Source organism: Xanthomonas sp. WCS2018Noco2-27, assembly GCF_031843525.1.
In the GTDB taxonomy this organism is placed as follows: domain Bacteria; phylum Pseudomonadota; class Gammaproteobacteria; order Xanthomonadales; family Xanthomonadaceae; genus Xanthomonas.
Map to the genome: position 1 here is coordinate 738469 of NZ_JAVTIK010000001.1, position 25188 is coordinate 763656.

The window sequence follows — 25188 nt, forward strand, 5'->3', positions numbered from 1 at the left end:
GAACACGTGTTTCCAGTCGTGCTGAGACGCTTTGTCGGAACACGCAGCGCCAATCTCGCGGTGCCAGGTTGCTTGGTGTGCGCGGCCGCGCGGCGGCGTGCTGCCTGGCGGAACTGGAGCGACAGGATCAAAGACGGGTAAGCCGTCAACGCGGCACGATCCGCGCCGAGGTCAGGGCTCTCACTTGCCTGCGCTTGCCGGTGATCCGGTCTGCCGCCACTGATTCCGACCGTCACTGCGTCACCTTGGCTGGGGCCACCTGGTGCTTGCGATGCGCGCTACCCATCTTGTCGGCGACTTCCTTCGGCATATAGGTTTCATCGTGTTTGGCCAGCACGTCTTCGGCCACGAACACGCCTTGCTGCATACGACCGGTGGCGACCACGGCCTGACCCTCGCGGAACAGGTCCGGCAGGATGCGGTCATAACGCACCGCCAGCTGCGCATCGCCGTCGGTGACGCGGAACTGCGCTTCCAGCGAACCGGAGGCGCGTTTGAACGAGCCTTTTTCGACCATGCCGCCGAGCCGGAACCTGGCGTGGTCGCCGGCATCGCCGCGCAATACCTCCGACGGCGTGTACAGATACGCCACGTTGCGCTGCAAGGCCATCGCCACCAGCGTGGTCGCAAGACCAGCGGCCAGCACCAGCGCCAGCACCAGCCACAGCCGGCGGCGACGTTGCGGGTTCATCGGGTCAGCTCCGCATCGCTGGGCACCGTGCGCTTGCGCTCGCGCAGGCGGCGCGCTTGCGCGATCTTCAGCGCACGACGCACTTGCCAGCGGCCGGCGATCAGGTCCCACAGCAGCACCAGCACAAACACCGCGTAGGCGGCGATCACGTAAGGCAGATAGCTCATGCCGCGCCCTCGGCATCGCGCACGATCCAGGCCTTGCCGGCCTCGCGGCGCAGGTTGTCGGCGCGCGCGCGGGTGAGCAGCGACCCGGCGAACCAGAACTTGGTGCCGATCACCATCAACCACAGCGGCAGCAGCATGCTGGCATCGATGGTGGACGGGCCGAGCAGCCGAATGCTCTGACCCTGATGCAGCGAGTTCCACCACACCACTGAATAGCGGATCACCGGCAGCAGCGCCACGCCGACGATCGCCAGTAACGCGGCCGCGCGTGCCGCCTGACGACGGTCGTCGATGGCGTGATACAGGCCGATCACGCCCAGATACAAGAACAGCAGAATCAGTTCGGTGGTCAGGCGCGGGTCCCAGTCCCACCAGGCGCCCCACATCGGCTTGCCCCAGATGCTGCCGGTGAGCAACGTGATCACGGTGAATGCCGCGCCGATCGGTGCACATGCCATCGCCAGGATCTCGCACACCTTGATGCGCCAGATCAGCGCGATCGCCGCATACACCGCCATCAGCCCGAACACGAACAAGCTCATCCACGCGCTCGGCACATGGATGTAGAGAATGCGGAAGCTGTCGCCTTGCTGGTAGTCGGCCGGCACCGCAAACAGCGCCTGCCACATGCCTGCGCCCAGCAGCAATGTCGCCAGCGCGTAGCACCACGGCGCCCAGCGCGCGGTAAATCGGTCGAAGATCGGAGGTGAGGCGACTTGGTGGAACCAGCGGACGACGACGTTCATGCGATGGCGATGGCTCTTGGCGTGGCGATGGCTTTTTGCATGGAGACAGCTCTCGGTACGACACCGCCGAACGACTTACGGTGTCCCATCAATGGCGCATCTGCAACATCGATCAGCTGAGCGAAATCCGGATCGCCGCCGCTGCCGCCAACGGTGCCAGCACAATGCCGATCACCAATCCGGCGCCCAACAACAACAACGCACCCACCGCATCCTGTCCTTGCCCGCTGGCCGCAACGCTGCCGGCACCGAACACCAGCACCGGCACATACAGCGGCAATGCCAGCAACGCCACGAGAATACCAGAGCGTTTCATCGTCACCGTCAGTGCCGCAACCACTGCGCCGAGCAGACTCAGTAACGGTGTACCCAATGCCAACGATGCCAGCAGCACCGGCAATTGGTCATGTGGCAGGTGCAGCAATTCGCCCAGCAACGGCGTCACTGCGATCAGCGGCAAGGCGCTGGTCGCCCAATGCAGCAGCACGCGCACGGCGATCAACCACGCTAACGGCACCGGTGCCAGCAACCATTGCTCCATCGAGCCGTCTTCTACGTCGCTGCGGAACAGCGCGTCCAGCGACAGCAGGCCGGCCAGCAGCACCGACAGCCACAGCACCGCCGGCGCCGCCTGCGCCAGCAGGTCCGGGCGGCCACCCAGGCCCAGCGCAAACAACACCACGATCAGCAGCGCGAACAAGGCCGGCTGCAGCGCGTCGCTGCGACGGCGCCACAGCAATTGCAGATCGCGACGCAGCAGTGCGCGCGCGGCCTGCAGCAACGACGGTTGTGGCGACGGCGTGCTCATGCTGCGGCCTCCAGGGTGAGCATGCGGGTGCGCACCGGCGGGGCCGCGTAGGCGCCATGCGTGGTGACCAGCGCCGCGCCGCCACCGCGCAGATGCGCGGAGATCATCCGGTTGACCAGGGTGATGCCGTCCAGATCGAGGTTGGCGTAGGGCTCGTCCAGCAGCCACAACGGCGCAGGCGACAACCATAGCCGCGCCAGTGCCAGCCGTTTGCGTTGCCCGGCCGACAACTGCCGCACCAGGGCATCTTCGTAGCCGGCCAGTCCCACGATGGCCAACGCGCTGCCGGGCATCTGCTTGGCCCGCCGGCCATGCAGGCCACACAGAAAGTGCAGGTTTTCCAGGGTGCTCAGATCGGCCTTCAGGCCGGGCAGGTGCCCCAGGTAGGCCATGAAGCGACTGCGGTCGCTGCGCCGGGCGGTCTTGCCGTCGATCTGGATTTCGCCGTGCTCCACATGCAGCAGGCCGGCCAGCACCCGCAGCAAGGTAGTCTTGCCGGCGCCGTTGTCGCCCTGCACCAGCAAGGCTTCGCCGGCATCGACATGGAAATCCAGCGGGCCGAAGACCGGCTCCTCATTGCGGCTGAAGGCCAGCGCGCGCGCCGCCAGCAGCGGGGGCGCAGTGTGCAGCGGTTCGATCATCGGCGCAGCGGGCTCCCGTCGCAGGACGGCATGGGGAAGGGCGGGACAGGGCGCGCATTGTAGCGACGATGGCCGCAGCACGGGCGCACCGCAGCGGCGCGATGTGTCCGGGAACGCTGTTTTGCGGTGAGCCTGGCGCAACCGCACGGCCGCTTTGCGTACACTCGCGGTCCCCCGTTTCTTGTTCCGGACAGGCACGATGCCCCTCACGACCAAGCTGCCCAAGGTGGGCACCACCATCTTCACCGTCATGTCGCAGCTGGCGGCCGAACACGGCGCGGTCAACCTGGGACAGGGCTTTCCCGATTTCCCGGTGCCGCAGCGCCTGGTTGATGAGTTGGAAGCGGCCATGCGCGCCGGCCACAACCAGTACCCGCCGATGACCGGTGTTGCGTCGCTGCGGCAGGCCATCGCCGGCAAGGCCCAGCGCTGCTACGGCGCACAGGTCGACGCCGACACCGAAATCACTGTCACCAGCGGCGCCACCGAAGCGATCTTCAATGCCATTCACGCCGTGGTACGGGCCGGCGAAGAAGTCATCGTGCTGGACCCGGCCTACGACTGCTATGAGCCGGCGATCGATCTGGCCGGCGCGCGCGCGGTGCATGTGGCGCTGCACCCGCAGACCTTTGCGGTCGATTGGCAGGCGCTGCGCGCGGCGATCACGCCGAAGACGCGACTGCTGATGATCAACTCGCCGCACAACCCGTCCGGCGCGATGCTCTCGGCCGAGGACATGCAGACGCTGACCGAACTGCTGCGCGGCACCGAAATCTTCTTGCTGTCCGACGAAGTCTACGAGCACATCGTGTTCGACGGTCGCCGCCACGAATCGGTATTGCGCTGGCCGGAACTGCGCGAGCGCGCGTTCGTGATTTCCAGTTTCGGCAAGACCTACCACTGCACCGGCTGGAAGATCGGCTATGCCATCGCACCGCCGGCGCTCACCGCCGAATTCCGCAAGGTGCATCAGTACAACACCTTCACCAGCTTCGGCCCGGCGCAGCACGCGTTCGCCGCGATGATCCGCGACGAGCCCGAGCACGACGAGCAGCTCGGCGCGTTCTATCAAGCCAAGCGCGACCGCTTCCGCGAACAGCTGCTGACCACGCGCCTAATACCGCTGCCGGTGCCCGGCGGCTATTTCCAGCTGGTGGACTATTCGGCCATCAGCGATCTGCCCGACACCGAATTCGTGAAGTGGCTGACGATCGAAAAGGGCGTGGCCGCGATTCCGTTGTCGCCGTTCTACGAACAGGCACCAGCCGGTCAGCGACTGGCACGGCTGTGCTTTGCCAAGAACGACGCGACATTGGATGCGGCGATCGAACGTTTGCAGAAGCTCTGAGGGCCGGGAATCGGGAATCGGGATTGGGGAATCGTAAGAGCGTTACTGGACTCCTTCTTGATTCCTGCCGGCCCGGAACAGGGAATCGTGAGCGCGTTGCTTGTGTCCTTCTCGCCCCTCCGACGTTGTCACCCACATAGCGCACAGACACCACCACACCCGCTCTACCCATTCCCGACTCCCCATTCCCGAGCCTCCTATGCACGACCTGCGCATCTCCCTGATCCAAGGCGATACCCGTTGGCATGATCCGGCCGGCAATCGCGAGTATTACGCTGCATTGCTGCAGCCACTGGCCGGGCAGACCGATCTGGTAATCCTGCCGGAGACCTTCACCAGCGGGTTCTCCAACGAGGCCATCGACAAGGCCGAAGGCATGGATGGGCCGACCGTGGAGTGGGTGCGTGCTCAGTCGGCGCGGCTGGGCGCTGCAGTTACCGGTAGCGTGCAATTACGCACGCCCGAAGGCGTGTTTAACCGGCTGCTGTGGGCCACGCCGGACGGGGCGCTGCAGTATTACGACAAGCGTCATCTGTTCCGCTTCGGCAACGAGCATCTGCGCTACGCGGCCGGGCGCGATCGCTTGTGCGTGGACTGGAAGGGTTGGCGGATCAATCCGCAGGTGTGCTACGACTTACGCTTTCCGGTGTTCTGCCGCAACCGCTTCGATGTCGAGCGTCCGGGCCAGCTGGATTTCGATCTGCAATTGTTCGTCGCCAACTGGCCGTCTGCGCGCGCGTATGCATGGAAGACGCTGTTGCGCGCACGGGCGATCGAAAACCTGTGCTTTGTGGCAGCGGTCAACCGCGTCGGTGTGGATGGCAATCAGCTGCATTACGCCGGCGACAGCGCAGTGATCGATTTCCTCGGCCAGCCGCAGGTGGAAATCCGCGAGCAGCCGCAGGTGGTCACCACCACCCTCAGTGCCGCCGCACTCGCCGAGCACCGTGCACGCTTCCCGGCAATGCTGGATGCGGATACGTTTGTGATCGGGGATTAGAGATTAGGGATTGATGCGAGCAGCCAAGGAACAGCCGTCCGCTCGCCTGCCGTTGCCAATCCCCAATCCCGACTACTCAGCCAGCCGGATTTCGTAAAGCTGCGGCCAACGCTTGCCGGTGACGAATAGCCGATCGTGCTCGGCGTCGTAGGCGATGCCGTTGAGCACATCGTTGCTGGGGTCGGTCAAGGTGTCGGCATCCGGAACCAGCGCCTTCAAGTCGATCCAGCCGATCACCTTGCCGCTGGCCGGGTCGATCCGTGCGATGCGGGTGGTGAGCCAGACATTGGCCCACAACTCGCCCTTGACCCATTCCAGTTCGTTGAGGTTGTCCAACGGCTTGCCACCGGCGGTGACCTTGATGGTGCCGGTCTGCTGCAGCGTTTGCGGGTCCAGCCGGCGGATGCGGGCAGTGCCATCGCTCATGTACAGGCTGCGGTTGTCGCTGGTCAGCGCCCAGCCTTCGCCGGCGTAGGCGAAGTGCGAGCGCGGTGTCAGCGTGGCCAGGTCGTAGACGAAGCCACGCTGGTTACGCCAGGTCAACTGAATCAGCCGGTCGCCCCAGGCCACGATGCCTTCGCCGTAGTAGGGCGCTGGCGTATTGGCCTGCTGCAGCACGCGGCCGGTTTCCAGCTCGACCTTGCGCACGCTGGAGTGGCCCAGCTCGCCGGTGCTCTCGTACAGATGCCCGTCGAGATAGAACAGGCCTTCGGTAAAGGCGGCGGTGTCGTGCGGATAACGATTGACGACGGTATACCCCTGGGTCGGAATCGTCTCGCCGCAATGTGCGAGCGACGGCAGCAACAGGGCGGCGAAGAGCAGTCTGTGGGCGATGCGTGACATGCGCGGATGATCCCACGGCGCGGCCGCTTCTGCAGCGCCATCCCTTGCGAGGCCCCGAGATAATGATTCGCTGAACGCGCGTTGGAGAGGTGCCGCCACCTTGTCGCGGCTGCCACATCGGCGCTGCTAGTCTCCGGCCACGTCCACCACCGGCAACGCACACATGATCAAGTCACTGTCTCTTTTTGCACTGCTTGGCGCGGCAACGCTGGCGCCGCAGGCACAAGCCGCCGGCAACATCGATTGCCAGCTGAAGTTCAACCTGTCCGGCTGGTCGGTGTTCTACAAGACCGCCAGCGGTACCGGCACCATTACCTGCGATAACGGGGCGGTCATTCCGGTCAAGATTTCCAGCAAGGGCGGCGGTCTGACGGTTGGCAAGTCCAAGATTACCGGTGGCCGCGGCTCGTTCTCCGGTGCCTACAGTCTGAATGACCTGTTCGGCACCTATGCCTCTGCCGAAGCGCATGCGGGCGTGGTCAAGTCCAGCACCGCGCAGGTGGTCACCAAGGGCGATATCTCGCTCGCGCTGGCCGGTACTGGCGAAGGCGTCGACCTGGGCGTTGCGGTCGGCAACTTCGTGATCGAACGCCGCAAGTAATGCGCTGGAGTTCTGGCAGCAGGTAGCGACGCCGCATGCGGTTTGCATGGTTGCGTTGCCGCCGATGTCAGTTGCGGGCAGCGGTTGGCCAATGAGATCGACCAGGTCGCACCGACCCATCGATCGAAGCGGCAACCACGTCGACCCCAATAAAAAACGGCCCCTCGCGGGGCCGTTTTTTTTTAGTGCATGCAGCGTGGATCAGCGACCGCGATTGCCGCCGCCAGGCGGACGACGGTTGCCGCCACCGGGCGGACGACCGCCCGGGCCACGCGGTGTGCCACCGGGACCACCCGGTCCGCGCGCGCCGCCACCAGGACCGCCGGGGCCGCGATTGCCGGCCGCAGGTCCGCGGTTACCGCCCGGGCCCGCCGGACGGCCGCCGCTCGGGCGGCTGGCAGGACGCGCGGCGCCATACGGGCTGGAACCCGGATTGGCATGATCGGACGGGAAGCTCGGCGCATTGCCCGGGTGACCATAGGGATGCTTGCGCTGCCCCTGGCCTTGACCCTGCGACTGACCTTGTCCACCGCCGCCGCCAGCAGCGCCACGGCCTTGACCTTGACCGCCGGCACCAGGACGCGCGCCGCCCGGACCCTTCTTGGCGTAGGGGCGGGCCTGGCCGGTGCCAGGACCGCTGGGGCCGGCGTTGCGGTGGCCGCTCGGGCCGGTGCTCACGCCATCGGGCACATACCAGCTACGGAACGCGGCCGGGTTGCCATCCGGCAGTGCGCGGTCGCCCTTGCCGGGTGCGCGCGGCTTGAACGGGCGCTGCTGCGACTGCCGCGCGGCTGCTTCGCCGCTGACGGTGAGACCACCCTTGAAACCGCCGGGCTTGCCGCGACCGCGACCGCCGCGATCGTCACGCGGGTTGTCGAAGCGACGCAGCTCGCGGCCTTCATCGGCGCCGGAGGTCTGCCCATTGACGTAGGCATTGCTGCGGCCATCGCGCGAGACGTGCACGGTCGACTTGGCAGCGCGACGCTGGCCGATCACCGGCTGCAGGGTCAGTGCCGACGGCGCGCCTTCTTCCAGCTTGAGCTCGGCGCGCAGGGCGTCGACCTTTTCCTGCACCACTTCCACCGACTGCCCACGCAGCAGTTCGCGCGGCAGCGAGATCTTGCCGTAGCGGCTGCGCTTGAGGCGACTGACCTGGCAGCCCTGCGATTCCCACAGACGGCGCACTTCACGGTTGCGGCCTTCCTTGACCACCACGCGGAACCAGTCGTGCGAATCGGTGCCGCCGATACGGTCGATTTCGTCGAACTTGGCGCCGCCGTCTTCCAGCAGCACACCGCGCGACAGGCGCTCGATGATGGCGTCGGAGACGTTTTCTTCGCCTTCCGGAGCACGCACGCGGACCACGTATTCGCGTTCGACCTCGTAGGAGGGGTGCATCATGGCGTTGGCCAACTCACCGTCGGTGGTCAGCAGCAGCAGGCCGGTGGTGTTGATGTCCAGGCGGCCGATGGCGATCCAGCGCGAACCCTTCAATGCCGGCAGCGACTCGAATACGGTCGGGCGGCCTTCGGGATCTTCGCGCGTGGTCACTTCGCCTTCGGGCTTGTTATAGATCAGCACGCGCGAGGGTTCGGTCAGCGCGCTGGCCACGAAGCTGCGGCCGTCCAGCTCGATCTTGTCGCCGCTGCGCACCGACATGCCGGTCTGCGCGACGGCGCCATTGACCTTGATCAGGCCATCGGCAATGCGCTGCTCGAGCGCGCGGCGCGAGCCCAGGCCGGCCTGGGCCAGCACCTTGTGCAGGCGCTCTTCCAGCTTCGGCGCTTCGGGCGCGCTGTCGCGCTTGAGGGAAAGCTTGTTCAACGACAGCTTGCGGGGGGTGTCACTCATGTGTCTGGCTCCGGCCGACGCGTTGTGGGTCGGCCTCTGGGTCGGAATCGGCTTCGTCAACAGCCACGGTCGTCGTCGCGACGGCGTTGTCTTCGTCTTCGTTCACTGCATCCGCGCGCGTGCCCGGCGCGGTGTCGGGGTCGCCCTCGCGGGCGCTGTCTGGGTCTGGCGTGTGTTGCGTGTGCTGCGCCGAGGAGGCCTCGGGGTGGTGCGGTGTGTCGTCGCTCGGCGCGTCGGCGGTGTCGTCTGCCGTGCCGGCGTCGGCTGCTTCTGTATCGGCGTCGTCGTCGGCGCTGGATGTCTGGTCGTCGTCGTTGCTGTCGCTGTCGCTGCCGACATCGCCATCAACATCGGTGCCGGTATCGATGTCGTTATCTGTTTCGATCGAACGATGCGAATCCGCTGCAACGTCCGAGTCGCTTTCGCTCGGCGCACTACCGCTTGCGTCAACGGCAGTTTCGGCATCTGCATCGGACGCAGCGGCAGGCGCCGTCTCCGACGCATCCGATGCATCCGATGCATGCTCAGCAGCATCGGCATCGGCGTTGCCACCATCCGCGTCGGACGCCCCTGCATCGGCCTGGCCTTGCGCCGCATCCATCGCTGCCGAGGCTGGCACCACGCCATCCAGCTGACCATCGCGGTCCAGCGGCAGCTGCGGTTCCAGTTCGGCAATGTCCTTCAACTCAGACAATGGCGGCAGCTCGTCCAATCGCTTGAGCCCGAAGTAATCCAGAAAGCCCTTGGTGGTGCCGAACAGGGCCGGCTTGCCGGGCACGTCGCGGTGGCCGACCACGCGGATCCACTCGCGTTCTTCCAGGGCCTGGATGATGTTGCTGCTGACCGCCACCCCGCGCACCTGTTCGATCTCGCCACGCGTGATCGGCTGGCGGTAGGCGATCAGCGCCAGGGTTTCCAGGGTGGCGCGGGTGTACTTGGTGCGGCGCTCGGTCCATAGACGGGCGACCCAGCCGTGCACATCGGCCTTGACCTGGAAACGGAAGCCCGAGGCCACCTCGACCAGCTCCACGCCGCGCTCGGCGCAGCCCTCGCGCAGCAGTTCCAGCGCGCGCTCGACGCTGCCGGGCGGCGCCGGCTCTTCTTCCGGAAACAGGCCCTGCAGCTGCGCCAGCGTCAGCGGCTGGCTGCTTGCCAACAGGGCGGCTTCGATAATGCGGGTGATCAGCGCTTGATCCATTCGGTGATCGGCTTCAGATAGGTTCGTTGGCAGCGTCGCTGTCATCGAATTCGCTGGAGAATTGCAACGGCGCATTGGTGTTGCCCAACGCCAGCGACTTCACGTAGATCGGCGCCAGCGGCGCTTCCTGCACGATGTCCAGCAACTGCTCCTTGGCCAATTCGAGCAGCGCCAGGAAGGTGACCAGCACGCCGAGCTTGCCTTCTTCGGCAGTGAACAGCGATTCGAAGCGGTAGAACTTGCCGTCGTCCAGGCGGCTCAGCACATCGCCCATGCGCTGGCGCACACTCAGCGCCTCGCGCTTGATCGCATGGCCGGTGAACAGCTCGGCGCGCTTGAGCACGTCGTACAGCGCCATCAGCATTTCTTTCAGCTCCACCGGCGGCGGCAGCTTGACCGCTGCACGCTCGGGCAGATGCGCCTGCACCGGCGCGCTGTCACGGCCCATGCGGGGCAGGGTGTCCAGGTCTTCGGCGGCCTGCTTGAAGCGCTCGTATTCCTGCAGACGGCGCACCAGCTCTGCGCGCGGGTCGTCCTCTTCGCCTTCCTGGCTGGGTGGGCGCGGCAGCAGCATGCGCGACTTGATCTCGGCCAGGATCGCGGCCATCACCAGATATTCGGCCGCCAGTTCGAAACGCAGTTCCTGCATCACGTTGATGTAGTCCACGTATTGCCGGGTGATCTCGGCGACCGGGATATCCAGGATGTCCAGGTTCTGACGGCGGATCAGGTAGAGCAGCAAATCCAGCGGACCTTCGAACGCATCCAGAATCACTTCAAGCGCATCCGGCGGGATATACAGATCCTGCGGGATCTGCAGTACCGGTTGCCCATGCACGACCGCCAGCGGCATTTCCTGCTGCTGTGGGTGAGCGCTTGCGGCTGGCGGAGTCGCGGCGTGCGCGAGTTCGGAATTCATCAGGTCGACATCGGGTCTTACGGTCGCCGGCCGCGGTCTGAGCCGCGCCTGCAGGGCTTTGCCTTGAGTTATTGCGATCAATGTCGTGCCTGTTTCGGCACGATCCCACAAATTCACATACGCCGATCCACATATCATCAGGCGCCGCGTGGCATGCGGCGACGGAACAGCGAGGAGGTCGTCTACGCGAGCCGGCGGTGGGCAGCGAATCGGTCGTCGAATGAGGCGTGGGGCCTGGGCCGACGGGCCGCTGCGTCCGGTTGCGTGTGCAGTAAGCGTCAAGGGTAATGCGTGCGCGGGGGCGGTGTCCAGCGCTGACGCGGCTAGAATCCCTGCGACGATCTTCAAGTTCTGGGTGAGGTGGCATGTGTGGTACGTAATCGAAGGGTATGACGGGGTCGACGCGCTGGCCGCGCGGCAGCAGGCGCGACCGGCGCATCTGGCGCGTCTGCAGGCGCTGGCCGCGGCGGGGCGGTTGCTGGTAGCGGGCCCGTGCCCGGCCATCGATGCAGAAGATCCGGGTCCGGCCGGATTCAGCGGCAGCGTGGTGATCGCCGAGTTCGATGCGTTGGAAGACGCGCGCGCCTGGGCCGATGCCGATCCCTATGTGGCTGCGGGCGTCTACGTGCGCACGGAGGTCCGGCCGTTCCGCCGGGTGCTGCCATGAGTACTGCCACGAGCCGGGTCGAGCGGATTCGCCAGGCGCTGCAATCGGCGTTGGCGCCCACCGAACTGGAGGTGGTGGACGACAGCCACCGGCATGCTGGACACGCTGGCGCGCGCGATGGGCGCGGACATTTCAATGTGCGCGTGGTCAGCGCGGTGTTCGCCGGCAAGCCGCCACTGGCCCGTCACCGTGCGGTCTACGCGGCGGTGGGAGAGATGATGCAGACCGACATCCATGCCTTGTCGATCGAGGCGATCGCGCCGGGCGAGGCGGGGTAAAGCGAACCCACAGGACCAAACCACCGTCGCAGGAGCGCGGTTGGGCGCGATGGGCATTGTCGATAACGCCCGTCGCGCCCGGGTGCGCTCCTACGTCGGTAGGGCCTGCGCGCCCATCGATGCAGCAGCCCAACCAGTCCAAACGTGATCGAAGTTCTGCTTCGTTTGTGGACACGTGGGTGCCGATTTGTTGCGTCGCAGCACATTTATTCACACCTCCATCACTTGCAGACGCTTGATCTGTAAGCGTTTTCACAGATGTGAAGATAGGGGTTTACGCCCGCTTATGAAAACGCTTACAGTCCGCGCCAGTTTTGGGAAGTCGGTCGCGGAGGGCGACACGAATGGCCAAGGGTGCGGTCACCATCAAAGATGTCGCTCGGGAAGCACAGGTCTCTGTCGCTACCGTGTCGCGTGCGCTCAACGGGCACGACAACGTTGCCGGGCCGGTGCGCCGGCAGGTCATGGAAGTGGCCGAGCGGCTGCGTTACAGCCCGCATGCGGCAGCCCGCAGCCTGAGTAGCCGGCGGTCCCAGACCCTGGGCGTGGTGCTGCCCGACCTGTATGGCGAATTCTTTTCCGAGTTGATCCGCGGCATCGATGGCGCGGCACGCGCCGCCGGCCAGCACTTGCTGGTGTCCAGCTACCACGGCGACCCGGAAGCCCAGGGCAGGGCGCTGCGGTCGATGCGTGGACGCGTCGATGGCTTGCTGGTGCTCTCTCCCTACGCCGAGCAGCCGGGCTTTCTCACCGATAACCTGCCGCAGTCGCTGCCGACGGTGCTGATCAATGCGCATCTGCCCGGCGCCGGTTATCCGGTACTGAGCATCGATGACCATGCCGGCGCCATGGCCATGACCGAGCATCTGCTGCGTGCCGGCCACCGGCGCATCGCCTTCATCGGCGGGCCGGCGCTCAATTTCGATGCGCGCGAACGCCTGCGCGGTTTCCGCGACGCGATTGCCGGGTTCGGCGACCAGGCGCAGGGAATGGAATATGCCGGCGACTTCGATGAAGCCTCCGGCCATCGCGCCGGGCTGGCGATGCTGGCCGCCGGCACCTTGCCCGATGCGGTGTTTGCCGCCAACGACATGACCGCGCTCGGTTGCCTGTACGCGTTTGCGCAGGCCGATGTGTCGGTACCCGGCGATGTGGCATTAGCCGGATTCGACGACATCCCGCTGGCACGCTTCGTCCATCCGGCGCTGACCACCATGCGGGTCAGCATCGCGCGCCTGGGCGAGCAGGCGATGACCCGATTGATGCGGCTGGTGGAACTGCCCGGCCATGACGACGGTATTCGCCAACTGCTCACGCCCGAGCTGGTGATACGCGCTTCCTGCGGTGCCGGCGAGCCCGGCCCCTGACTTTCGCGGACGTTCTGTCCGCTCCCGCTGCTCCCCCGCAGCGGTCGTTCCTGCTGGTTTGCAACACCACAACAACAATTTGTACCGATCCCTGGAGGGACCAATGCGCCACCACCACCCCCATTCCGCACGCCCGGCGCGCAAGCTGCTCAGCTGTGCCCTGGCCAGCTGCCTGCTCCTGGGCGCCGCGCCTGCATTTGCGCAGAGCACTGCCGCGACCATCCGCGGCCAGGTCACCGTCGACTCGGCGCCTGCGGCGCAGGCCCAGGTGACCGCGACCAATCTCGCGACCGGCCTGACCCGTAGCGTGCAGGTCAACAATGGCGGTTACTCGGTCGGTGGTCTGCCGCCGGGCTCGTACCGCATCGACGTCACCGCCAATGGCCAGACCAGCTCGCAGAACGTGACCGTGCAGGTCGGCCAGACGGCCACCTTGAACCTGGGCGTTGGCGGCGAGCAGGCCACGGCCGAAGGTGGTAACGCCACCACGCTGGACGCGGTGCAGGTCAAGGCACCGCCGGTGCTGGTGGAGACGCGCACCTCCGAAAACGCCACCTACATTTCCAACGTCCAGATCCAGAACCTGCCGCGTGCCACGCGCAACTTCCTGGAACTGGCCGACACCGTGCCGAACGTGCAGTTCACCCGCGACGCCAACGGCACCACCAAGGTGCGCTCGGGCGCCACCTCGGCCGAAGGCACCAACGTCTACATCGACGGCGTCAGCCAGAAGAACTACGTGCTGACCGGTGGCGTCAGCGGCCAGGATTCCAGCCGCGGCAACCCGTTTCCGCAGTCGGCGATCGGCGAGTACAAGGTCATCACCTCCAACTACAAGGCCGAGTTCGATCAGGTCAGCGGCGCGGCCATCGTGGCCTCGTCCAAGTCCGGCACCAACGATTTCCACGGCAGCTTCTTCTGGGACACCAGCAATGACGGCTGGCGCGAAGAAAGCCCGCTGGAGAAGAAGGCCGGCGTGCGCGACGACTTTGAAGAAACCCAGTACGGCGCCACCTTCAGCGGCCCGATCCTCAAGGACAAGGCGCATTTCTTCATCGCCTATGAAGCCAAGGAATACACCACCCCCAACGTGGTGATCCCCGGCTCGATCTACTCAGACCGCATCGACCAGTTGCCGGCGCAGCTGCAGCCGCTGGTGGCCACCTACAGCACCCCGTTCAAGGAAGACCTGTACTTCGGCAAGATCGACTGGACCATCGGCGACAACAACCTGTTCGAGTTGACCGGCAAGTACCGCAAGGAAGACGAGCTCAACGACGTCGGCCGCACCTCGACCTACGAGCACGGCAGCATCAATGGCCAGGAAGAAAAGCGCGCAAACCTGCGCTGGCAGTACAGCGGCGCCAACTTCCTCAACGAAGCCAATCTGAGCTACGAGAGCGCGTTCTGGAACCAGGCGCCGCTCAACAATGGCAGCGGCTACGTGCTGAGTTATGCGCCGGTACGCGGCATCGAAGACGAAGTGCTGTCAGCCGGTGCCGGCGGTAGCTTCCAGCGCAAAGGCCAGAAAGGCTGGACCTTCCAGGACGATCTGACCTTGAACAGCCTGGAATGGCATGGCGCGCACACCGTCAAGATGGGCGTGAAGTTCAAGAGCATCGATCTGGATTCGACCCAGTTCAACCCGGCCAATCCGCAGTACTACTACAACATCCTCACCGATGTCGAAACGCCATACCGCGTGCGCTTCGGCGCGCCGTTGACCGAAGGTGGCGGCTCGGTGGTGTCCAAGAACAAGCAGTACGGCATCTACCTGCAGGACGACTGGGAGGTCAACGAGCACTGGACCCTCAACCTGGGCGTGCGCTACGACTACGAAGAAACCCCGGCATTCCTGGACTTCGTCACGCCGTCCGATGTGGTCGGCGCGTTGCAGAACTGGCCGAACCTGCAGAACGCCAACTACAACATCAACAACTTCATCAGCACCGGCAACAACCGCAAGGCGTTCAAGAATGCATGGCAGCCGCGTCTGGGTGCATCCTACGACCTGTTTGGCGACCAGGCCCACGTGATCTACGGCGGTGCCGGCCGTGCCTACGACCGCAACATCTTCGATTACCTGGCACTGGAGCAGCTCAACAACTCCTTCAAGTCGTACAGCTACTACTTCACCAGCGCCAACAACCCGGCCTGCCTGGGCGACCCGTGCACGGCATGGAATCCGTCCTTTGCGACTCAGGAAGGGCTCGATGCACTGGCGGCGACCAGCGCTGGCGGCGGTGGGCGTGAAATCTATCTGATCGACAACAACATCAAGACCCCGTACTCCGACCAATTCAGCATCGGCATGCGCAACATGGTGCCGCTATGGGGCCAGGACTGGTTCACCGATGTGACCCTGAGCCGCATCGAGAGCCACGACGGTTTTGCGTTCGTGCGCGGCAACCGCCTGCCTGATGGGTCGTTCTTCCAGCCGGGCACCACCTCGGGCGCGCCCACCGACGGACCGGATGGCTACAGCGCCATCGTGCTCGGCACCAATGGTGTGGAAACCCGCAACAACCAACTCGCGTTGCAGATCGAAAAGCCCTTCGACGAAGAATCCGGTTGGGGCCTGACTGTGGCCTACACCTATTCCGACGCCAAGGAAAACCGTCAGTTCGGCGAGCACTATGCGCTGGACCGCGAGCGCGTCGAAGACTATGGCTGGCGTGAAGCCGGCGGTATTGCGAAGAACCGCCTGGTGGTCACCGGCATCTACGAGTTGCCCTATGAGGTCAAGCTGTCCGGCAAGCTGTCGCTGGCCAGCCAGACCGCGCGCTACGGCCAGAATTGCCTTGCCGGCAACGACCAGTGCGACATCATCCAGTTCAAGCCGGATGGCACGTTGGGCTACAAGGAGTTCAGCATTGCCGCCAACAAAGAATGGGATACCGGTGCAGGTGTCAAATTCAACGTGCGTGCGGATATCCTCAACGTGTTCAATTGGGTGAACTACGCCAACTTTAACGGCGATACCGGGACACTGTCGGACTTGAATACGGCTTACGGCACACCGACCGGTGTGCTGGCGTCGCCGATGCGTACCTTCCGTCTGGCCTTCGGCCTGAACTGGTGAGGTGCTCGACCGCCCTGGCATGAGGCCAGGGCGGTCGAACTCGGCGCTTGGATAGGGTAGGTTGGCGTGCGAGATGTAATCGATTACACAAGTGGGGGGCGGATGGACAGGGGCAACACGTCGCGTTGGTTGACGATTCCACTCTTGCTGGGCGCGCTGGTGCTGGCGTCCTGCAAACAGGCCGAGGAGCCGAAGGTGGCCGAACAGAAGGCACCGGTGAAAGTGATATTGATCGAGGCACAGTTGCCTCCCAAGCCGGTCAAGCCACCGCTGCCGCCGCTGTTTTCGGACATCGAACGCCGCACCTTCCAGTTTTTCTGGGACACCACCAATGAACTCAACGGATTGTCTCCGGACCGGTTTCCGTCGCGTCCGTTTGCCAGCATCGCCTCGGTCGGGTTTGCGCTGACCGCGTATCCGATCGGCATCGAGAACGGCTGGGTCAGCCGCAATCAGGCGATCGATCGCACCCTGACCACACTGAAATTCTTCCGCGATGCGCCGATGGGGCCGCAACGGACCGGTAGGGCCGGCTACAAGGGCTTCTACTATCACTTTCTGGATATGCAGCAGGGCAACCGTTACGACAGCTGGGTCGAGCTGTCGAGCGTGGACACCGCGCTGCTGATGATGGGCGTGTTGTTTACCCAGTCGTATTACGACGGCGACGACCCGCGCGAAAAAGAAATCCGCCAGATCGCCGACACGCTGTACAAGCGCGTGGATTGGCGCTGGCTGCAGCAGCGTGCGCCGCTGATCTCGATGGGCTGGTTCCCGGAGAGCGGCTTCATCGATCACGACTGGATGGGCTACAACGAGGCGATGATGCTGTACATCCTCGCGCTCGGCTCGCCCACCCACGGCGTCGACCCGGAGGCGTGGACCAGCTGGACACGCACCTACAACAACGATTGGGGCGTCTACCAGGGCCAGGAATACCTGTCCTTCGGCCCGCTGTTCGGCCACCAATACAGCCATGTCTGGATCGACTTCCGCGATATCCAGGACCAGTACATGCGCGAACGCGGCATCGACTACTTCCTCAATAGCCGCCGCGCCACCCTGGCGCAGCGCGACTACGCCATCGACAACCCGATGAAGTGGAAGGACTACGGCGAAAACGTCTGGGGCCTGACCGCCGGCGACGGCCCGCAGAACACCAGCCAGGAATACCGCGGCGAGCAGCGCCAGTTCCGCCACTACTCCTCGCGCGGCGCCGGCCTGCGCGAGAACTTCGACGACGGCACCATCGCACCGACCGCGGCTATCTCCTCGATCGTGTTCGCCCCGGAAGTGGTGATCCCGGCTACCGAAGAGATGCACAAGCGCTACGGCGACTTCCTGTATTCCAGCTACGGTTTTCTGGATTCGTTCAACCCCAGCTTCAACTACGACATCCCACTCAAGACCGGGCGCATGGTGCCGGACCGGGGCTGGGTGGCCAGCGATTACATCGCCATCGATCAGGGCCCGATCCTGGCGATGATCTCCAACTACCAGAACGAATTCGTCTGGACGGTGATGAAAAAGAACGCCTACATCCGCGCCGGTCTGGAACGCGCCGGATTCACCGGTGGCTGGCTCACGCCCGAGGGTGAGCCGCAGCCGCTGCCGCAAAAGGATGAGCAAAAGGCCGCTGCACGCTCGCTGGGCATGGCCGAGTCGCGTGCCGCTGCCGCCCAGGCCCAGCAAGACCCCTCGCAACGCCAAAAACCCGAGTAATCCGTGCGCCTTTTGAAACTGTTGATGCTGGCCGCCGCCCTGTGTGCAGGTGCGGCGGGATGCGACCGCTCCGATCCCGCCAAGACCACCGTGCGCTTCTGGGCCATGGGCAAGGAGGCCGAAGTGGTGGCCGAGCTGGTGGCCGACTTCGAGAAGCAGAACCCGGACATCCAGGTCGATGTGCAGAACATCCCGATGACCGCGGCGCACGAAAAACTGCTCACCGCCTTCGCCGCCGACGGCTTGCCGGACGTGTGCCAGCTTGGCAACACCTGGCTGCCGGAGTTTGCGTTGCTGGACACGCTGGAACCGATGCAGCCCTACGTGGCGCGCTCGAAGATCGTCGACCCGGCGGACTACTTCCCCGGCGTGTGGGACACCAACGTGGTCGATAACACCTTGTACGGGGTGCCGTGGTACGTGGACACGCGGCTGCTGTTCTACCGCAAGGATCTGCTGCGCGAGGCCGGCTATAGCGAAATGCCCAAGACCTGGGCCGAGATGGAACAGGTGATGGCCGCGATCAAGCGCAAGGTCGGCCCCGACCGTTACGCCATCCTGATGCCGCTCAACGAGTTCGAGCAGCAGCTCTCGTTCGCGCTGCAGCAGGACGACCGTCTGCTGCGCGACCACGACAATTACGGCAACTTTCGCGGCGAAGGGTTCCGCAAGGCGCTGGCGTTCTACGACGGCATGTACCAGAAAGGCTGGGCGCCGAAGGTGTCGGAAACCCAGGTCTCCAACGTCTGGTACGAATTCTTCAACGGCTACTACGCGTTCTATCTGTCCGGACCCTGGAACGTGCGCGAGTTCAAGCTGCGCCAGCCGCCGGGCATGGAAGGCAAGTGGGGTACCGCCGCACTACCCGGGCCCAATGGTTTAGGCGCGGGCATCGCCGGCGGTTCCAGCCTGGTGATCTTCAAATCGTCGCAGCACAAGGACGCGGCCTGGAAGCTGATCGAATATCTGTCCCAGCCCACGGTGCAGGCGCGCTTCCACGCCATCATCGGCGACCTGCCGCCGCGGCGCAGTACCTGGAAGCTGCCGTCGCTGGCCAACGACGAACTGGCGCATGCCTTCGGCGACCAGCTGGAACGGGTCAAGGCCACGCCCAAGGTGCTGGAGTGGGAGCGCATCGTGCAGGAAATGCGCTTGGTGACCGAGCGCGTGGTGCGTGGCGGTCAATCGCACGAAGCGGCCGTGCAGGAACTGGATAAACGCGTGGACGACATCCTGGCCAAGCGCCGCTGGATCTTTGAACAGGAAGGCGGGCATGTCGGGCCGGCCGGCACGTCGGGTGCGCCCGCCACCATGCCCACGCCGGACGCAGCAGCGGCTGCAGCCAGCGGCAAGGGAGCGGCACGATGATGAAGCGCAATTCCGTCGCCGGCTGGGTGTTCGCCGCGCCGTCGATCATGGTGCTGGGCATGTTCTTCGGCGTGCCGGTGTTCGCCGCGCTGGTGCTCAGCGTCACCGACTTCGACCTGTACGCGCTAGCCGACAGCAGCCACCTGCGCTTCGTCGGCTTGGGCAATTACATCGAGCTGCTGCAGACGCCGCTGTTCTGGAAGTCGTTGTGGAACACCACCTACTTCGTGCTGCTGGGCGTGCCGATGTCGATCGGCGTGTCGCTCGGCGCAGCGCTGCTGCTCAACGCCAAGGCCTCGCGCTTCAAGGCGGTGTTCCGCACCGCACTGTTCGCCCCGGTGGTGACTACGCTGGTGGCGGTGGCGGTGATCTGGCGCTACCTGTTCCATATCAAGTATGGCCTGGTGAACTTCGGGTTGAGCCATCTGGGCATCGCCCCGATCGACTGGCTGGGCGATCCGCGTTGGGCGATGCCCACCATCATGCTGTTCGCGGTGTGGAAGAACTTCGGCTACAACATGGTGATCTTCCTGGCTGGCTTGCAGGCGATTCCGCAGGACCTGTATGAGGCCGCGCGCATCGATGGCGCCTCGCGCTGGAAGCAGTTCCTGCACATCACTTTGCCGATGCTCGGCCCGGTGCTGATGGTGGTCGGGGTGATCACTATCTCCGGCTACTTCCAGCTGTTTGCCGAACCGTACGTGATGACCCGCGGCGACCCACTGCAGAGCACCGTCAGCGTGCTGTATTTCATGTTCGAAGAAGGCTTCAAATGGTGGAACCTCGGCCGCGCGTCGGCAGTGGCGTTCCTGTTGTTCCTGATCATCCTGGCGGTGACCACCGTGATGCTGCGCTTCGGCCGCAAGAGGGACCTGATATGAGTCGTGATGTCGGCGAGTCGCGCTGGAACGCCGTCCTGATCAATGGCGGCTTGCTGGTGCTGGCCTTGATCAGCCTGGCGCCGTTGCTGTGGATGCTGTCGGTGTCGTTCATGCCCACCGGCGAGGCCAGCCGGTTCCCACCGCCGATGCTGCCGTCGGCGTTCACCCTGGCCAACTACCACGAGCTGTTCGCGCGCACCGGCATGGCGCGCAACTTCGCCAACAGCCTGTTGGTGTCCGGGCTGATCACGCTGGGCTCGTTGCTAATCAACACCATGGCCGGCTATGCCTTCGCCAAGCTGCAGTTCGTGGGCCGCGAGCGCATCTTCAAGATCCTGATGGCCGCGCTGGTGATCCCGGCGCAGGTGGCGATGCTGCCGCTATTTCTGTTGATGAAGCAGCTGCATCTGGTCAACAACATCGGCGGGGTGGTGGTGCCGGCGCTGGCCACGGTGTTCGGTATTTTTCTGGTGCGCCAGTACGCGCGCAGCATTCCCGATGAGTTGATCGAAGCCGCACGCATCGATGGCGCCAGCGAGATGCGGATCTTCTTCCAGATCGTGCTGCCGATGCTCAAGCCGGTGCTGGTCACCTTGACCATCTTCACCTTCATGGGTTCATGGAACGACTTCATGTGGCCGCTGATCGTGCTCACCGATCAGGAGCAATACACCTTGCCGGTGGCGCTGGCGGCGCTGTCGCGCGAGCACATCATGGACGTGGAACTGATGATGGCCGGCGCAGTGGTGACGGTGATTCCGGTGCTGCTATTGTTCCTGGCGCTGCAGCGTTACTACATTCAAGGTCTTCTGCTGGGGAGTGTGAAGGGGTGAAGCCGATGATTCGGGCAGTGCTTGCCATGGCCGCTGTTGCCAGTGGTGCGGGTGTGGCGCAGGCGCAGGAGCGCGTGCTCGACGGCTTCAACGACATCGGCGCCTGGCGCCTGGTGGTGTCCAACCAGGTCAGCGGTTCGCTGCGCCCGGTGGCGACGCCCTCCGGTGGGCATGCGCTGTGCCTGGATTACAACTTCAATGGCGTCTCCGGCTACGTGGGCATCCGCCGCGCGCTGCCGCTCGAATACCCCGAAAACTACCGCATCGGGTTTTCGCTGCGCGGCGAATCGCCGTCCAACGATCTGCAGCTCAAGCTGATCGATGCCAGCGGCGACAACGTATGGTGGGTCAACCGGCCGGGCTTCAATTTCCCGAAGAACTGGACCACCTTCAACTACCGCAAGCGCAACATCGAAAAAGCCTGGGGTCCGGGTGCGGACAAGCAGCTGCGCAGCAGCGCGGATGTCGAGTTCACCATCTACAACAAGGTCGGTGGCAAGGGTTCGGTGTGCTTCGACCGCCTGACGCTCACCCCATTGCCGCCGGAAGACACCTCGCCGCTCAAGGCCGAGGCCATCACCGACACTGCGCCGGCGTTGGAGCAACGCCTGGCCGATGGCAAGCCCGACACCTTCTGGCTCAGCGGTGCGGTCAAGCAACAGACCGTCACGCTGGATCTGGGCAAGGTGCGCGAATTCGGTGGCGCGGTGGTGCAGTGGGTGCCCGGCCTGCAGGCTTCGCAATACGCGGTGCGTGCATCGGCCGATGGCCGCAGCTGGCGCGATCTGCGCACCGTCACCGCCGGTGCCGGCGGCACCGACTGGTTGGCGTTGCCCGATACCGAAGCACGCTATCTGCGTTTCGATCTGAAGGACGGTCCGAACTGGCGCTACGGCATCAAAGAGGTGCAGTTGCAGCCGCTGGCGTTTGCGGCAACGCCCAACGACTTCATCAAATCGCTGGCCGGCCAGTTGCCGCGTGGCAGTTATCCGCGCGGGTTTTCCGGCGAGCAGCCGTACTGGACCATCCTCGGTCTGGACGGCGGCACCGAGCAGGGCCTGATCGGCGAAGACGGTGCGGTGGAAGTGGGCAAGGGCGGTTTCAGCATCGAGCCGTTCGTGGTCACCGGTGGCAAGGTGCTGCACTGGTCGGACGTCAGCAGTGAGCAGAGCCTGCAGGACGATTACCTGCCGATTCCCAGCGTCGACTGGCACCACGACCTGATGAATCTGCGTGTCACCGCGTTTGTGCAGGGCACACCGGATCAGGCGCAACTGGTCGCGCGCTATCAGCTGCACAACACCGGCAAGGAGGCACGTGAGTTCACCCTGGCCCTGGCGGTGCGTCCGTTTCAGGTCAACCCGCCGTCGCAGTTCCTCAACACCCTGGGCGGCGTCAGCCGGATCGAGCAACTGGCGGTGGATGGCGCGCAGGTCAGCGTCAATGGCAAGCCGCGCGTCTTCGCCGCGCAACGTCCCGATGCCAGCTTCGCCAGTGCCTTCGACAGCGGCATGGATGTCAGCCATCTCACCGCCGCCACGCCGCCTACGATCACCCAGGTCAAGGACGAAACCGGCCTGGCGTCGGGTGTGCTGCTGTATCGCTGGAAGCTCGAACCCGGCCAGAAGCGCGAAGTGGCGCTGGTGATCCCGCAGACCGGTGCGGCGCAACTGCCCGCCGGCTTCGATGCCGACGCCGCGCAGCAGCAGGTGGCCCAGCAGTGGCGCGGCAAGCTCGATCGCGTGCGCATCAGCGTGCCGGCCGAAGGCAAGCCGGTGGTCGATACGTTGCGCACGGCGCTGGCGCACATGCTGATTTCGCGCATCGGCCCACGCCTGCAACCGGGAACGCGCTCGTATTCGCGCAGCTGGATCCGCGATGGCGCGATGATTTCCGAAGGCCTGCTGCGGCTCGGCCGCGAAGACGTGGTGCGCGACTACGTGGATTGGTTTGCGCCGTATCAATTTGCCGACGGTATGGTGCCGTGCTGCGTGGACGACCGTGGCAGCGACCCGGTGCCCGAAAACGACAGTCATGGCGAACTGATCTACAACGTCGCCGAGTACTACCGCTACACCGGCGACAGGCCGTTCCTGGAGAAGATGTGGCCGCATGTCACCGGCGCCTTCGACTACATGGAAAAACTGCGCGCCAGCGAGCGCACCGAAGACAACTTCATGCGTAACCCGGCGTTCTACGGAATGATGCCGGTGTCGATCAGCCACGAAGGCTATTCGGCCAAACCGGTGCATTCGTACTGGGACAACTTCTGGGCGCTGCGCGGTTACAAGGACGCCACGATGCTGGCCGGCGTGCTCGACAAGCCGGAGGACGTCACCCGTTTCAGCGCTGCACGCGACGAATTCAGCGGCGACCTGATCGCCTCGCTGGGTGCGGCGGTGCGCGAGCACAAGCTCGATTTCCTGCCCGGTTCGGCCGAACTCGGCGATTTCGACGCGACCTCCACCACCATCGCGTTGACACCGGGCGGCGAGCAGCAGCGCCTGCCGCAGGAGCTGCTGACCAATACCTTCGAACGCTATTGGAAAGAATTCTCCGATCGCCGCGACGGCAAACGCGAGTGGAAGGACTACACCCCGTACGAATGGCGCAACGTCGCCGCGTTCGTGCGGCTGGGCTGGCGCGAGCGTGCTTGGGATGCCACCGCATTCTTCTTCAAGGATCGCGCGCCGCAGCCCTGGAATCAGTGGGCCGAGGTGGTCTCGCGCACGCCGCGTACACCGTTCTTCGTCGGCGATCTGCCGCACGCCTGGGTCGCATCGGACTTCGTGCGTTCGGTGCTGGACATGTTCGCCTACACGCGTGAGTCCGACCAAAGCATCGTGATCGCCGCTGGCACGCCGACTCGCTGGTTCGAAGGCAAGGGCATCGGCATTGCCGAATTGCGCACGCCGTACGGCCGCCTCAACTACACGCTGCAGCGCACCGAAAAGCAGCTATCGCTGCAACTGCAACCCGGCCTGTTGCTGCCGCAGGGCGGCGTGGTGTTTGTCTGGCCGTATCAGGGCGAACCCGGCAAGGCGAGCGTCAACGGCGAAACCGTGGAGTGGCAGAACGGTGAGCTGCGGATCCAGCAGATACCGGCCACCGTGCAGATCGATGTGCCCAGCGCGGTGCGGCGGGCCGAGCGCGCTACGCAATGACGGCGATGCCTTGGCCGGTACGCGCAGGGCAACACTGGCGCCGCGCTGGCCGGTGTGCGGCCGTTGTCGCACTGGCGCTGTGCTACGCGCACGCGCACGCAGGCCAGCCTGGTCAGGCTGGGCCGTTACGTGCTGCAGCGCAGTCCAGGCAGGACGGCTCTGCAGCGGTCAGTGACCCCGCAGGGCAGGCAACCCCAGCTCCATCTGTCCGCGGCCTGACCCTGGTCACGCTCAACCTGCATCATGACCGCGAAGACTGGCCGGCCCGTCGCGCCTATATCGCCAAGGAGCTCAAGCAACTGGCACCGGATGTCATTGCGTTGCAGGAGGTCATCGAGCGCCGCGGTAGCGTAGAAAACCAGTCCGCCTGGTTGGCGCGCAAGCTGGGCTACGAGGTGATCTTCGCCTCGGTGGATCCCCCCGGTGCCGCCAAGCGCTATGGCAACGCGTTACTGAGCCGGCGCAAGGTGCTGGCGCGCCATGAGCGCCTGCTGCAACCGCTGGACGACTACCGCGTTGCGGCGCATCTGCAGGTGGATATCGATGGCCAGCCGGTCAATGTCTACGTGACCCATCTCAACGAACGCGCCGATGCGCGCGGCACCGCAACGCGCACGCGCCAGGTCGGCGACCTGCTGGAATTCATTGCCTCCACCAACGCGCAGGCACCGGTGGTGATCGCCGGCGATTTCAATATCGCGGCCGACGCGCTGGATCTGGAGGCGCTACGTAAAGGTTATGGCGACAGCTATGGCAGCGTGCACCGCAACAGCGATGCCGCGGTCAGTACCTTGAATCTGCATGTCTTCGACACGCCGGCGCGCATCGACCACGTGTTCTTCCAGCAGAACCGCCTGCTTGCCCGCGAAGCCCGCATTCTGTTCGACACCCCATATGCCGAAGGCCGCTGGGCATCGGATCACTATGGCGTGTGGGTGCGTTTGCAGCTTGCACCGGATCAATCAGCCGCTCCGTAACGCCAACCACGTAGCAACGCACCCGGGCGCGACGGG

The 25188-nt window shown here is 64.8% G+C and carries 22 protein-coding genes; 13 read left to right on the plus strand and 9 right to left on the minus strand.

The genetic code is table 11. The features are described 5' to 3' along the window. Positions 1-232 precede the first annotated feature (232 nt). The 5 genes from ccmE to ccmA form a co-directional block, all read right to left on the minus strand. Complete coding sequence (ccmE, locus tag RQH86_RS03180) at positions 233-691, minus strand: cytochrome c maturation protein CcmE (protein WP_311238185.1); 459 nt, start codon at positions 689-691, stop codon at positions 233-235. Next, complete coding sequence (locus RQH86_RS03185; RefSeq protein WP_055852123.1) at positions 688-858, minus strand: heme exporter protein CcmD; 171 nt, start codon at positions 856-858, stop codon at positions 688-690. Before RQH86_RS03185 ends, ccmE begins: the two co-directional genes overlap by 4 nt. Continuing rightward, positions 855-1604 carry a heme ABC transporter permease CcmC gene (gene ccmC, locus RQH86_RS03190; protein ID WP_311238186.1) on the minus strand — a complete coding sequence of 250 codons (750 nt, stop codon included), beginning with the start codon at positions 1602-1604 and terminating at the stop codon, positions 855-857. Before ccmC ends, RQH86_RS03185 begins: the two co-directional genes overlap by 4 nt. A gap of 112 nt (positions 1605-1716) precedes the next feature. Then, a complete protein-coding gene (gene ccmB / locus RQH86_RS03195) occupies positions 1717-2412 on the minus strand; it encodes a heme exporter protein CcmB (protein WP_039420296.1) in 696 nt (231 codons plus the stop codon). Beyond that, entirely contained in the window at positions 2409-3053 is a 645-nt protein-coding gene (gene ccmA, locus RQH86_RS03200) for a heme ABC exporter ATP-binding protein CcmA (RefSeq protein ID WP_055852134.1), read from the minus strand. The genes ccmB and ccmA overlap by 4 nt, the downstream gene beginning before the upstream one ends. Positions 3054-3252: 199 nt before the next feature. On the opposite strand from ccmA, the gene RQH86_RS03205 reads away from it, so the two are divergent. Next, positions 3253-4401 (plus strand): pyridoxal phosphate-dependent aminotransferase, encoded by a 1149-nt coding sequence (locus tag RQH86_RS03205; RefSeq protein ID WP_055852138.1) that lies wholly within the window; start codon positions 3253-3255, stop codon positions 4399-4401. Between the two features lie 199 nt (positions 4402-4600). Next, positions 4601-5401, plus strand: a complete 801-nt coding sequence (locus RQH86_RS03210; protein WP_311238187.1) for an amidohydrolase — start codon at positions 4601-4603, stop codon at positions 5399-5401. 72 nt (positions 5402-5473) lie between these two features. Here the strand turns inward: RQH86_RS03210 and RQH86_RS03215 are convergent, their stop codons facing one another. Beyond that, entirely contained in the window at positions 5474-6244 is a 771-nt protein-coding gene (locus tag RQH86_RS03215; RefSeq protein WP_311238188.1) for a glutaminyl-peptide cyclotransferase, read from the minus strand. Between the two features lie 163 nt (positions 6245-6407). Between RQH86_RS03215 and RQH86_RS03220 the strand changes: the two genes are divergently transcribed. Continuing rightward, positions 6408-6845: a hypothetical protein gene (locus RQH86_RS03220; protein WP_055852149.1), complete on the plus strand. Its 438-nt coding sequence runs from the start codon at positions 6408-6410 to the stop codon at positions 6843-6845. A gap of 201 nt (positions 6846-7046) precedes the next feature. Here RQH86_RS03220 and RQH86_RS03225 read toward each other — a convergent pair whose 3' ends face one another. From RQH86_RS03225 to RQH86_RS03235, 3 genes are read right to left on the minus strand one after another with little or no spacing between them, the layout of a single operon-like run. Further along, complete coding sequence (locus tag RQH86_RS03225; protein WP_311238189.1) at positions 7047-8696, minus strand: pseudouridine synthase; 1650 nt, start codon at positions 8694-8696, stop codon at positions 7047-7049. After that, complete coding sequence (scpB, locus tag RQH86_RS03230) at positions 8689-9969, minus strand: SMC-Scp complex subunit ScpB (protein WP_311238190.1); 1281 nt, start codon at positions 9967-9969, stop codon at positions 8689-8691. The genes RQH86_RS03225 and scpB overlap by 8 nt, the downstream gene beginning before the upstream one ends. Next, a complete protein-coding gene (locus tag RQH86_RS03235; RefSeq protein ID WP_055852158.1) occupies positions 9908-10813 on the minus strand; it encodes a ScpA family protein in 906 nt (301 codons plus the stop codon). Before RQH86_RS03235 ends, scpB begins: the two co-directional genes overlap by 62 nt. 367 nt (positions 10814-11180) lie before the next feature. On the opposite strand from RQH86_RS03235, the gene RQH86_RS03240 reads away from it, so the two are divergent. From RQH86_RS03240 to RQH86_RS03285, 10 genes are all read left to right on the plus strand, one after another. Continuing rightward, positions 11181-11480, plus strand: a complete 300-nt coding sequence (locus RQH86_RS03240) for a YciI family protein (protein ID WP_055852159.1) — start codon at positions 11181-11183, stop codon at positions 11478-11480. Then, a complete protein-coding gene (locus RQH86_RS03245) occupies positions 11477-11758 on the plus strand; it encodes a BolA family protein (protein ID WP_115562201.1) in 282 nt (93 codons plus the stop codon). The genes RQH86_RS03240 and RQH86_RS03245 overlap by 4 nt, the downstream gene beginning before the upstream one ends. Positions 11759-12102: 344 nt before the next feature. Next, positions 12103-13125: a LacI family DNA-binding transcriptional regulator gene (locus RQH86_RS03250; protein ID WP_311238191.1), complete on the plus strand. Its 1023-nt coding sequence runs from the start codon at positions 12103-12105 to the stop codon at positions 13123-13125. Positions 13126-13228: 103 nt separating this feature from the next. Continuing rightward, positions 13229-16207, plus strand: coding sequence for a TonB-dependent receptor (locus RQH86_RS03255; RefSeq protein ID WP_115553890.1), 2979 nt, complete (start codon positions 13229-13231; stop codon positions 16205-16207). 102 nt (positions 16208-16309) lie between these two features. Further along, entirely contained in the window at positions 16310-17929 is a 1620-nt protein-coding gene (locus RQH86_RS03260) for a glucoamylase family protein (protein WP_311238192.1), read from the plus strand. Between the two features lie 3 nt (positions 17930-17932). Next, on the plus strand, positions 17933-19297 hold the full coding sequence (locus RQH86_RS03265) for a sugar ABC transporter substrate-binding protein (protein WP_311238193.1): 1365 nt from the start codon (positions 17933-17935) through the stop codon (positions 19295-19297). After that, positions 19294-20178: a sugar ABC transporter permease gene (locus tag RQH86_RS03270; protein WP_115513129.1), complete on the plus strand. Its 885-nt coding sequence runs from the start codon at positions 19294-19296 to the stop codon at positions 20176-20178. The genes RQH86_RS03265 and RQH86_RS03270 overlap by 4 nt, the downstream gene beginning before the upstream one ends. Continuing rightward, a complete protein-coding gene (locus RQH86_RS03275) occupies positions 20175-21011 on the plus strand; it encodes a carbohydrate ABC transporter permease (protein WP_005992271.1) in 837 nt (278 codons plus the stop codon). Before RQH86_RS03270 ends, RQH86_RS03275 begins: the two co-directional genes overlap by 4 nt. 26 nt (positions 21012-21037) lie before the next feature. After that, positions 21038-24175 (plus strand): discoidin domain-containing protein, encoded by a 3138-nt coding sequence (locus RQH86_RS03280; protein ID WP_311238194.1) that lies wholly within the window; start codon positions 21038-21040, stop codon positions 24173-24175. Between the two features lie 5 nt (positions 24176-24180). Continuing rightward, on the plus strand, positions 24181-25152 hold the full coding sequence (locus tag RQH86_RS03285; protein ID WP_311238298.1) for an endonuclease/exonuclease/phosphatase family protein: 972 nt from the start codon (positions 24181-24183) through the stop codon (positions 25150-25152). The last annotated feature ends 36 nt before the right edge of the window (positions 25153-25188 follow it).